Below are 10,355 nucleotides of genomic sequence, written 5' to 3' on the forward strand. Positions count from 1 at the left end.
GCCTAAAGTGCCGTGATGACGAAAAAATGTCTACGTCATGACGTTCCTGCACTTCAAGAATAAACGTAGCAGCGTCGTACTGATTTAGCTGCCGGGTTTATCACTGCATTTTCCGAATGAGGTGCTGTTACTGCGCCGGTGTCGGCAGTGGCGGAATCGCTTCGGTCGGCGCCGGCAGGTCCGGATTGGTCGGTGCCGGGGCTACTGGTGCGGGTTCTGCCTGCGGAGCTATCGGTGCGGCCTCCGGCGGCGGCGCTACCGGCTCCGAAGCCGCCGGTTCTGCCTTGGGCGCTTCGACCTTTTCGGCAGCCGGTGCAGCCTTCGGTTCCGGCATCCCCAGATCGGCCTTGGGTTTCTCGGGAATGTGCTCGGCCTTCTTCACTTCCTGCGGCAGGAATACGTCCACCAGCGCAAAGTAACGTTCGTAGAACTTCGGCGCGGTCACGGTCTCGCTGGCCACCTTCACCATCGAGTCGTCAGTGGAGCCGATCGGCATCGACACCGAGCCCAGCACACCCACGCCGAGGCTGGCGGAGTTGTTGACCTTCTTCAGCGCGTAGCGGTCCTGCAAGGCATTGGCAAACATGGTCGAGTGGTTGGTACCGGAACCATCGTCCGCGCACACCACGTTGAAGCTGATCTGCAAGTGCGTCTCGCCGGACTGCTGGAAACTCTTGTTACCCACCACCAGCTTCGGATCGCTGCTGGTAATGATGTAGCCCTGGCTCAGCAGTGCACGGCGGGCCGATTCGCAAGCGGCCACATCACTGACCGGGTAATCACGGGAAAACGTACCGGAGTCGTCGAAATTCTCATGCTCATAAATAGCGGTCTTGGGTGACGAGCAGCCCGCGGCGCCCGCCAGCACCAGCGCCAACCCGAGGCTGCGCAAGTGAATTGATGTCGACATTGAAAATCCTGAGGAAAACGGTCCGGGCGGTATTGTGCAACAGAACGAGGCCCGGGCGCGCGCATTCCTGTCGGTAAAACGTCACAAGCTTGCACGATGCAGCACAAAAACGTCAGGCAAAAAAAAGCCCCCGCACCTATCAAGGCCGGGGGCTTTTGTTCAAGGCAACATCAGAACTTCTTGATGTCGGCCTTGGTTTCCAACTGCTTGCGATACGCCGCGAAGTCCTGCTGGCCAACACGGGAAGCGAGGAATCGGCGGTATTGCGCCTTCTCTTCGTCCGATGGGGCGGCGGCTTCATTGACGCCGTTCAAACGCAGGATCACCAGGCTACCGTCAGCGAGGGTCACGGTGGTGAAGGTCGGCTTGTCCTTGGCCGCAGGCTTGGGCATGCGGAACAGAGCTTGCAGCACCGCAGGATCGACGGTTTCCTGGTTGCGGGTCGCCGCCTCAGTGACCTTCCAGGCCTGACCATCGACTGGCTGGTTCAACGGCGTCTTGCCATCACGCAGACTGGCGATCAGCTCGTCAGCGTGGGTCTTGGCGGCCGCAGTGGCGCGCTCCTTGGCCATCTGCGTGCGAATGGCAGCAGCGACGCTTTCCAGCGGCAGCTGTGCAGGCTTCAGGTGCTCTTTGGCACGCAGCACGATGATGGTTTCCGGGTCCAATTCAATGGCGGAGCTGTTGGCGCCTTCGTCCAGGACTTCCGGACTGAAAGCGGCAGTGACCACGGCACGGTTGGCCGCAACGCCCTCACCCCCTTCACGGCCGAACGGCGCAGAGGTGTGCACGGTCAGCTTGAGGTCGGACGCTGGCTGAGCCAGATCGGAGGCTTCGAACGCCGCATCTTCCAATTGCTTGGTCGCTTCGACATAGCGCTGCTCGACCTGCTGGGTTTTCAGCTCGCGGGTCAGCTTGTCTTTCAGGCTGGCGAACGATGGCACTTGCGGTGCTTCAACCCCCAACAGCTTGATCAAATGCCAGCCGAAAGCGCTGCGCACCGGCGCCGAAACCTGATCCTTGTTCAACGCGTACAGGGCGGTTTCGAAGTCCGGGTCGTAGACACCCGGGCCAGCAAAACCGAGGTCGCCGCCATTGTTGGCCGAACCCGGGTCTTGGGAGAACTCTTTGGCCAGGGCCTCGAATTTCTCACCCTTGGCCAGGCGCGCCTGGATCTCTTCGATCTTGGCCTTGGCCTGGGCGTCAGTGACCTTGTCGTTGACTTCGATCAGGATATGCGCGGCACGACGCTGTTCTGCAAGGTTGGCGGTTTCTTTCTGATAAGCAGCCTGCAGTTCGTCGTCTTTCACGTTGACCTGGTCGAAGAAGGACGACTTCTTCAATTCCAGATAGTCGATGACCACCTGATCCGGGGTCATGAATTCTTTGGCGTGCTGGTCGTAGTAAGCCTTGACCTCATCGTCGGTGAGCTTCACCGCCGCAGGGTTGGCCTTGATGTTGACGGTAGCGAAATCACGGGTCTGTTTTTCCAGACGGGCAAATGCCAGCACTTCGGCATCGGTCACGAAACCACTGCCTGCGATGCCTGCGCGCACTTGGCCGATAAGCATTTCCTGGGTCAGCATCTGACGGAACTGCATACGGCTGTAGCCCAGTTGACGGATCACCTGGTCAAAGCGCTCGGCGCTGAATTTACCGTCCACCTGGAATTCCGGAGTCTGCAGGATCACCTGGTCCAGCGCTGCTTCAGAGAAGCCGAACTTGGAGTCGGTGGCACCTTGCAGCAACAGCTTGCGGTCGATCAGCCCCTTGAGGGCAGCATCGCGCAACAGCTTTTCGTCCAGCAGGGAGGCGTCGAAATCCTTGCCCAGCTGTTGCATCAGCTGGCGGCGTTGCATGTCGACGGCCTGGCTCAATTCGGTCTGGGTGATTTCCTCACCGTTGATCTTGGCCACGTCCTGCTTGTTGTTGGTCGAGGCCTGGAAAATGGCCTCGATACCGGTGAACGCCATCAATGCGACGATGATCCCGATAATGGTCTTGGCAATCCAGCCTTGTGAATTGTCCCTGATATTCTGCAGCATGCGTCCCCCAGAAACGGTTGAACTTCAAGAATTAGGCAACCGTGGAGCGTGGGTAGAGTCCGGATAGAAGAAAGGCGCATCCGAGGATGCGCCTTCTCGTAACTGGCGGAGCGGACGGGGGGTTGAACCCACACCCCCGGCGTGGCGACCCGATGGATACGTGGGTCAGCTGCCGCTCCGCTGCCAGGCCAGACCTGCGTCCGACCCGGGTAGGCAAAGGCTAGATCGAAGCTTAGTTAACAGCTTCTTTCAGGGCTTTACCGGCTTTGAAACCTGGTTTCTTGGCAGCAGCGATTTTCAGGGCTGCGCCAGTCTGTGGGTTGCGGCCAGTACGAGCTGGGCGGTCAGTCACAGAGAAAGTACCGAAGCCAACCAGTACTACGGAGTCGCCGGCCTTCAGAGCGCCAGTGACGGATTCGATTACTGCGTCCAGCGCACGGCCAGCAGCAGCTTTCGGGATATCAGCGGATGCGGCGATAGCATCAATCAGTTCCGACTTGTTCACTCTAAGTCCCCTTATATATCTATTGAGTATGATTCTAAGTTTTTTGGTGAAAGCAAAAACCAGTGCTGAATGGCCTACAGACACTTAAGAGCCGCTTTATAACAAGGGCTCTAAAAAGCTGTCAAGGAAGCCCCCAGGCTTAATCGCATTAATGCGTGCTAATTCTTTCCTTGGAGTCAGACTCGCGTTTTTCATCCTTGGCAACTATCTCCGGAGCCACATCCGGCAAGGGCTCCGGCGCGTATTGCAGCGCAATTTGCAGGACCTCGTCAATCCATTTAACCGGTTTAATCTGAAGATCCTGCTTGATATTGTCAGGAATTTCCTTCAAGTCGCGAACATTCTCTTCAGGAATGATCACCGTCTTGATTCCACCCCGATGAGCTGCCAGCAATTTCTCTTTCAAGCCACCGATAGCCAATACCTGACCACGCAGGGTAATTTCACCGGTCATGGCCACATCGGCGCGCACAGGAATGCCAGTCAATGCCGACACCAGGGCCGTGCACATGCCTACGCCCGCGCTGGGGCCATCCTTCGGGGTCGCCCCTTCCGGCATGTGGATGTGCGTGTCGCGCTTCTCGTGGAAGTCCAGGGGAATGCCCAGGCTCTTCGCACGGCTGCGCACCACGGTCTGTGCGGCGGTGATGGATTCGACCATCACATCGCCCAGGGAGCCGGTCTTGATCAGTTGCCCTTTGCCAGGGATCACAGCAGCCTCGATGGTCAGCAATTCGCCGCCCACTTGGGTCCACGCCAAACCGGTCACCTGACCGACCTGGTCCTGCTGCTCAGCCAGGCCATAACGGAATTTACGCACGCCCAGGAAGTGCTCCAGGGAGTCGGCAGTGACCTTCACCGAGAAGCGTTTTTCCAGCGCATGCTCCTTGACCGCCTTGCGGCAGATCTTCGCAATCTGGCGCTCCAGGCCTCGTACACCGGCCTCGCGGGTGTAGTAACGGATGATGTCGCGGATCGCCTCGACCTCGAATTCGATCTCGCCCTTTTTCAGGCCATTGGCCGAAATCTGCTTGGGCGCGAGGTATTTGACGGCAATGTTGATCTTCTCGTCTTCGGTGTAACCCGGCAGACGAATCACCTCCATCCGGTCCAGCAATGCTGGCGGAATGTTCATGGAGTTGGAGGTGCACAGGAACATTACGTCGGACAGGTCGTAGTCGACTTCCAGGTAATGGTCGTTGAAATTGTGGTTCTGTTCGGGGTCGAGCACTTCCAGCAAAGCCGACGCCGGATCGCCACGCATGTCACTGCCCATCTTGTCGATTTCATCAAGCAGGAACAGCGGGTTGCGCACGCCGACCTTCGTCATCTTTTGAATCAATCTTCCAGGCATCGAACCGATATAAGTACGGCGATGACCACGGATTTCAGCCTCGTCACGTACGCCACCGAGGGCCATGCGCACGAACTTGCGGTTGGTGGCATTGGCGATGGACTCGGCCAGGGACGTCTTACCGACGCCCGGAGGACCGACCAGGCACAACACCGGACCGCGAATTTTCTTCACACGCTTTTGCACGGCGAGGTATTCAAGGATGCGCTCCTTCACCTCCTCCAGGCCGTAGTGGTCGGCATCGAGAATGTCTTCGGCGCGGGATAGGTCCAGACGAACCTTGGTCTGGGCCTTCCACGGCACCTGCACCAGCCAGTCGATGTAGGAACGCACCACGGTGGCTTCAGCCGACATCGGCGACATCTGCTTGAGCTTGTTCAGCTCTGCGGTGGCTTTGGTCAGGGCATCTTTCGGCAGGCCAGCAGCATCGATGCGCTTTTTCAGCTCCTCGATTTCGTTGTGGCCTTCTTCGCTGTCGCCGAGTTCTTTCTGAATGGCCTTCATCTGCTCATTCAAATAGTACTCGCGTTGACTGCGCTCCATTTGTTTCTTCACACGACCACGAATGCGCTTCTCGACCTGCAGCAGGTCGATTTCGGCATCCAGCAATGCCAGCACATGCTCAACACGGGCCGACAGATCGATGATTTCGAGGATGTCTTGCTTCTGCTCGATTTTCAGCGCCATGTGCGCAGCCATGGTATCCACCAGGCGGCTGGGCTCATCGATGCTGTTGAGGGAAGACAGGACTTCAGCCGGGACTTTCTTGCCCAACTGCACATACTGCTCGAACTGCGAGAGCAGGCTGCGTACGAACACTTCGGACTCACGTTCAGGGGCTTCGACTTCGTCGATCAGCGCCACTTCGGCACGCAGGTGGCCATCCACCTCCATGAAACGCTCGACCGCACCGCGCTGCTCGCCTTCCACCAGCACCTTGACGGTGCCATCGGGCAGCTTGAGCAATTGCAGAACAGTAGCAACGGTACCGACGCGATACAGGGCATCTTCACCCGGGTCGTCATCAGCAGGATTTCTCTGGGCCAACAGCAGGATCTGCTTGTCGCCCGTCATCGCGGCCTCGAGGGCTTCGATAGACTTCTCGCGCCCCACGAACAGCGGGATAACCATGTGCGGATAGACGACGACATCACGCAACGGCAGGAGAGGCAATTCGATGGTGGTCTTCATGATTTCGCCTCTATGACAGTTGAAAAGTAAGCATGAAACCAAGATGGGGGCTGCATGCAAAAAAAACAAGCTTATTGCCAGCAGTTAAACGCATGAAACTTCCTACAGCAAAAATCCCCACAAAAACAAAGGGGCCCGTAAAGGCCCCTTGTTTGCAACGCAACGGCACAACGCTTACGCGTCGGGTGCCGCCTTGGCAGTCGGCTCACTGTTTTCGTAAATGAACAGTGGCTTGGACTTGCCTTCGATCACGCTTTCGTCGATGACCACTTTACTCACATCGGTCTGCGACGGGATTTCGTACATGGTATCGAGCAGGACGCCTTCGAGGATCGAACGCAGGCCCCGAGCACCGGTCTTGCGTTCCAGCGCACGCTTGGCAACCGCCTTGAGGGCGTCGGTACGGAACTCGAGGTCCACACCTTCCATCTCGAAGAGCTTGCCGTATTGCTTGGTCAGCGCGTTCTTCGGCTCGGTAAGGATCTGAATCAGCGCCGCCTCGTCCAACTCGTCCAGGGTGGCCAGCACCGGCAGACGACCGACGAATTCAGGGATCAGGCCGAACTTGACCAGATCGTCAGGCTCGACTTCACGCAGGGACTCGCCCACCTTCTTGCCTTCTTCCTTGCTGCGCACTTCTGCACTGAAGCCGATGCCGCCACGGGTGGAACGGTTTTGAATGACCTTTTCCAGACCGGAGAATGCACCACCACAGATGAACAGGATGTTGCGCGTATCAACCTGAAGGAATTCCTGCTGCGGGTGCTTGCGGCCGCCCTGTGGCGGTACGGAAGCAACCGTGCCTTCGATCAGTTTCAACAAGGCCTGCTGCACGCCTTCACCGGAAACGTCCCGGGTGATCGACGGGTTGTCGGACTTGCGCGAGATCTTGTCGATTTCATCGATGTAGACAATACCCATCTGGGCCTTCTCTACGTCGTAATCGCATTTCTGCAGCAATTTCTGAATGATGTTCTCGACATCTTCACCTACGTAACCCGCCTCGGTGAGGGTGGTGGCGTCGGCGATGGTGAACGGAACGTTCAGCAGGCGAGCGAGGGTTTCCGCAAGCAGGGTCTTACCCGAGCCTGTAGGACCGATCAGCAAGATGTTGCTCTTGCCGAGCTCTACTTCCTCACCTTTCTTGTCACGCTGGTTCAAACGCTTGTAGTGGTTATACACCGCTACCGCCAGAACCTTCTTTGCACGCTCTTGACCAATCACATACTGATCAAGGATGCCGCTGATTTCTTTAGGCGAAGGCAATTTATGCGCGCTGCTCTCGGCCTGGGCTTCCTGCACCTCCTCACGGATGATGTCATTGCACAGGTCGACGCACTCGTCGCAGATAAAGACCGAGGGGCCGGCAATCAATTTGCGTACTTCATGCTGGCTTTTGCCACAGAAGGAGCAATAGAGCAGCTTGCCGTTGTCCTCGCCGTTGCGGGTGTCAGTCATTCTTCGATCCAAATCCGATAGGCTTGCAACACAAGATGAAGGCTTATGCGGGCATTTTCAAGCCCGCCAATGGTCGGACGTGCCGACCCGCCCTATTTTGAGCGGCTTATATTAAGCGGGGCGCTTGTCGATCACTGCATCGATCAGCCCGTATTCACGCGCAGCTTCGGCGCTCATGAAGTTGTCGCGGTTGGTATCGCGCTCGATTTCTTCAAGGGTACGCCCGCTGTGCTTGGCCATCAGCGTGTTGAGACGCTCACGGATGAACAGGATTTCCTTGGCATGGATTTCGATATCCGAAGCCTGGCCCTGGAAACCGCCCAATGGCTGGTGAATCATCACGCGCGAGTTCGGCAGGCAGAAACGCTTGCCTTCGGCACCGGCCGTCAGCAGGAAAGCGCCCATGCTGCAGGCCTGGCCAATGCAGGTGGTCGAGACGTTCGGCTTGATGAACTGCATGGTGTCGTAGATCGACATGCCCGCAGTGACCGAACCGCCCGGCGAGTTGATGTAGAGATGGATGTCCTTGTCCGGGTTTTCCGCTTCAAGGAACAGCAGTTGCGCACAAATCAGGTTGGCCATGTAGTCCTCAACAGGCCCCACCAGAAAGATCACTCGCTCCTTGAGCAGGCGCGAGTAGATGTCGTAGGCGCGTTCGCCACGAGCGGACTGCTCGACAACCATCGGGACCAAACCGCCAGCGGCCTGGATATCAGAGTTCTGCTGAATATAGGAATTACGGAACATGCTCTGCAGTTACTCCCAAATAGTCATGTCTTGAAAACGCATAAGCCAGCGCGAGGCTGGCTTATGGTTGTATTTCCAACGAGTTGGACAATCAGTCGGCTTGTGCTGCTTCCGCCGGCTTGACTGCTTCTTCGTAAGAGACCGCTTTGTCGGTCACCTTAGCCTTCTGCAGAACAGTATCCACAACTTGCTCTTCCAGCACAACCGAACGCACTTCGTTCAATTGCTGGTCGTTCTTGTAGTACCAGGCCACAACTTGCTCTGGCTCCTGGTAGGCCGAAGCCATTTCCTGGATCATCTTGCGAACCTGGTCTTCGTCAGGCTTGAGCTCGAACTGCTTGACCACTTCACCGACGATCAGACCCAGCACGACGCGGCGCTTGGCTTGCTCTTCGAACAGCTCGGCCGGCAGTTGGTCAGGCTTGATGTTGCCACCGAACTGTTGAACCGCTTGCACGCGCAGGCGATCCACTTCGTTGGACAGCAGGGCCTTGGGCACTTCGATCGGATTGGCAGCCAGCAGACCGTCCATCACCTGGTTCTTGACCTTGGATTTGATAGCCTGACGCAGTTCGCGCTCCATGTTCTTGCGAACTTCGGTACGGAAGCCTTCGATGCCGGTTTCCTTGATACCGAATTGAGCGAAGAACTCTTCGTTCAGCTCTGGCAGCTTGGGCTCGGAAACGCTGTTCACGGTCACGGTGAACTCGGCGGCTTTGCCAGCCAGGTCCAGGTTCTGGTAGTCAGCCGGGAAAGTCAGGTTCAGAACGCGCTCTTCACCCGCCTTGGCGCCAACCAGGCCGTCTTCGAAGCCAGGGATCATGCGGTTGGAACCCAGCACCAGCTGAGTGCCCTTGGCGGAGCCGCCAGCGAACGCTTCGCCGTCAACCTTGCCAACGAAATCGATATTCAGCTGGTCTTCGTTCTGGGCAGCACGCTCGGCCACTTCGAAACGGGTGTTCTGCTTGCGCAGGATTTCCAGCATGTTGTCCAGGTCGCTGTCCGCCACGTCAGCGCTCAGGCGCTCAACGGCGATGGAGTCGAAACCGGCAACGGTGAACTCAGGGAACACCTCGAAAGTAGCGACGTATTCCAGGTCCTTGCCTTTTTCCAGCACTTTCGGCTCAACCGAAGGAGCGCCGGCCGGGTTCAGCTTCTGCTCAACCACGGCTTCGTAGAAGGAAGCTTGAATGACATCACCTACCGCATCCTGACGCGCATCAGCTTCATAACGCTGACGAATCACGCTCATTGGCACTTTGCCTGGACGGAAACCAGCGATCTTGGCCTTCTGGGCAGTCTGCTGCAGACGCTTGTTGACCGCAGTCTCGATACGTTCTGCCGGCACGGTGATGCTCAGGCGGCGCTCGAGAGCAGTAGTATTTTCAACAGAAACTTGCATGGATATTCCTCGTTGCACAGACGTTAGCCGGCCATTTCCGACCCCAATCAAGGGCATGCATTCTAGTGGGTCAAACTCAAGAAGTCACCCTACTGAAAATACGCCCGAAAACAGCCGGCAAGTTATCGGTGCGAAGGCACTGCTGCGCCCCGCCCCGCTGACAAATACAGCCAATCACGCCAGGGCTCTGCGCCGCCCCTTCTATATATAGAAGAAGTCGTCATTCATCTCCCTGACAGCTCCCCCCTCAAGCGGGACGAGCAGACAACACGCATCATCGAGACACACAAATACGACGAAACGCCCTGCCGTTGCAGCCCACGACCGGCGCTGCCGAACCTTTGAACCCCTGAAACCAAAAAAGGCGCCAGACTGTTAAATCTGGCGCCTTTCGAATATGGGGTGGACGATGGGGATCGAACCCACGACAACAGGAGTCACAATCCTGTGCTCTACCAACTGAGCTACGCCCACCATATTGCATCAACAAAGAAACCAAACCACTTCTTTGTCTAGCCCTGCCCGCATGACAGCCGAACAACGCTTTATTTGGTGCGGATGAAGAGACTCGAACTCTTACGCCTCGCGGCGCTGGAACCTAAATCCAGTGTGTCTACCAATTCCACCACATCCGCGCTTGAAGCTCTTAAAGCAAAGGCGCCAGACCGTTAAATCTGGCGCCTTTTGAAATATGGGGTGGACGATGGGGATCGAACCCACGACAACAGGAGTCACAATCCTGT

Annotated in this window: 7 protein-coding genes and 2 tRNA genes; all 9 read right to left on the minus strand. The window is 57.2% G+C overall.

From position 1 onward, the window contains the following. Positions 1 to 127 precede the first annotated feature (127 nt). The 9 genes from ACW9IN_RS16985 to ACW9IN_RS17025 all read right to left on the minus strand — a co-directional run bounded on the left by ACW9IN_RS16985 (position 128) and on the right by ACW9IN_RS17025 (position 10,247). The gene (locus ACW9IN_RS16985; RefSeq protein ID WP_457366968.1) at positions 128 to 910 is read right to left on the minus strand and encodes a DUF2242 domain-containing protein; all 783 of its coding nucleotides are present in this window, start codon (positions 908 to 910) and stop codon (positions 128 to 130) included. A 170-nt stretch (positions 911 to 1,080) separates the two neighbouring features. Continuing rightward, a complete protein-coding gene (locus ACW9IN_RS16990) occupies positions 1,081 to 2,955 on the minus strand; it encodes a SurA N-terminal domain-containing protein (protein ID WP_457366969.1) in 1,875 nt (624 codons plus the stop codon). A gap of 232 nt (positions 2,956 to 3,187) precedes the next feature. Further along, positions 3,188 to 3,460, minus strand: a complete 273-nt coding sequence (locus ACW9IN_RS16995; protein WP_105695716.1) for an HU family DNA-binding protein — start codon at positions 3,458 to 3,460, stop codon at positions 3,188 to 3,190. A gap of 148 nt (positions 3,461 to 3,608) precedes the next feature. Continuing rightward, positions 3,609 to 6,005, minus strand: coding sequence for an endopeptidase La (lon, locus tag ACW9IN_RS17000; RefSeq protein WP_457366970.1), 2,397 nt, complete (start codon positions 6,003 to 6,005; stop codon positions 3,609 to 3,611). Between the two features lie 174 nt (positions 6,006 to 6,179). Further along, a complete protein-coding gene (gene clpX / locus ACW9IN_RS17005) occupies positions 6,180 to 7,463 on the minus strand; it encodes an ATP-dependent Clp protease ATP-binding subunit ClpX (RefSeq protein ID WP_457366971.1) in 1,284 nt (427 codons plus the stop codon). Positions 7,464 to 7,574: 111 nt separating this feature from the next. Beyond that, entirely contained in the window at positions 7,575 to 8,210 is a 636-nt protein-coding gene (gene clpP / locus ACW9IN_RS17010) for an ATP-dependent Clp endopeptidase proteolytic subunit ClpP (RefSeq protein WP_016974096.1), read from the minus strand. Between the two features lie 91 nt (positions 8,211 to 8,301). Further along, the gene (gene tig, locus ACW9IN_RS17015) at positions 8,302 to 9,612 is read right to left on the minus strand and encodes a trigger factor (protein ID WP_457366972.1); all 1,311 of its coding nucleotides are present in this window, start codon (positions 9,610 to 9,612) and stop codon (positions 8,302 to 8,304) included. A gap of 398 nt (positions 9,613 to 10,010) precedes the next feature. Next, positions 10,011 to 10,086: transfer RNA gene (locus tag ACW9IN_RS17020), tRNA-His, on the minus strand. Positions 10,087 to 10,162: 76 nt separating this feature from the next. Then, a tRNA-Leu gene (locus ACW9IN_RS17025) sits at positions 10,163 to 10,247 on the minus strand. Between the last annotated feature and the right edge of the window lie 108 nt (positions 10,248 to 10,355).

The organism is Pseudomonas sp. SDO5271_S396 (assembly GCF_054071795.1).

What these genes read in the sequence shown, in the direction of transcription:
- clpP (WP_016974096.1), bottom strand. Translation starts at nt 8,210, where the DNA reads ATGTTCCGTAATTCCTATATTCAGCAGAACTCTGATATCCAGGCCGCT.
- ACW9IN_RS16990 (WP_457366969.1), bottom strand. Translation starts at nt 2,955, where the DNA reads ATGCTGCAGAATATCAGGGACAATTCACAAGGCTGGATTGCCAAGACC.
- tig (WP_457366972.1), bottom strand. Translation starts at nt 9,612, where the DNA reads ATGCAAGTTTCTGTTGAAAATACTACTGCTCTCGAGCGCCGCCTGAGC.
- lon (WP_457366970.1), bottom strand. Translation starts at nt 6,005, where the DNA reads ATGAAGACCACCATCGAATTGCCTCTCCTGCCGTTGCGTGATGTCGTC.
- ACW9IN_RS16985 (WP_457366968.1), bottom strand. Translation starts at nt 910, where the DNA reads ATGTCGACATCAATTCACTTGCGCAGCCTCGGGTTGGCGCTGGTGCTG.
- clpX (WP_457366971.1), bottom strand. Translation starts at nt 7,463, where the DNA reads ATGACTGACACCCGCAACGGCGAGGACAACGGCAAGCTGCTCTATTGC.